This window comes from Nocardia sp. NPDC059236 (genome assembly GCF_042754085.1).
Lineage (GTDB): Bacteria > Actinomycetota > Actinomycetes > Mycobacteriales > Mycobacteriaceae > Nocardia.
On record NZ_JBHZAF010000062.1, the window covers coordinates 481 to 1,126 of the forward strand.

1 protein-coding gene is annotated in these 646 nt (G+C 64.6%); it reads left to right on the forward strand.

What is annotated here, in order from left to right:
* Nucleotides 1-83: 83 nt before the first annotated feature.
* A partial coding sequence (locus ACFXIV_RS47790; RefSeq protein WP_379421524.1) for an LCP family protein occupies nt 84-646 on the forward strand: 563 nt, incomplete at its 3' end.

Consider the following 646-nt stretch of genomic DNA (forward strand, 5'->3'; position numbering starts at 1 on the left):
ACTACGTACGTATCCGGCACGGCATAGGGGATGGATCCGACATAGGCCGCATCAAGCGCCAGCAGGCTTTCGTCGGCTCCCTGATGAAGAAGATCAAGCAGCAGGGCTTCAGCCCGACAACTCTGCTCCCCCTCGCAAACGCCGCCACCAAGTCCATGACGGTGGATGAAGCTCTGGGCACGCCGAAGAAGATGGTCGACTTCGCCATGTCCCTCAAGGGGATCGACCTGGACAACACCCGATTCGTCACCGTCCCATGGCGCTACCAGGGCAACAGAGTCGCCATCGTGCAGCCGGACGCGAACCAACTGTGGGCGGACATCAAAGCCGATCGCACGCTGAGCGGAGCCGACGCCAGTGGCGGACCGCCCGAAGGGCAGAAAGACTCCGCGCGCCCCTCCCCGGACTCCGACTCGGTCCAAGGTGACGGCATCAGCGTCTCGGTCTACAACGGCACCACCACGTCCGGTCTCGCCGCAGCCGCAGCCGATGTGCTGCGTGAGCATCACTTCTCGGTGACCGGCAGCGGAAATGCCGCCACCCAGAACCACACCGGAACCGTCATCACCTATGGGCCGGGAGAGCGTTCCCACGCGGCCCAACTGGCCAAGCTCTTCCCCGGCGCAACAACCGAGCCGGGCACAGG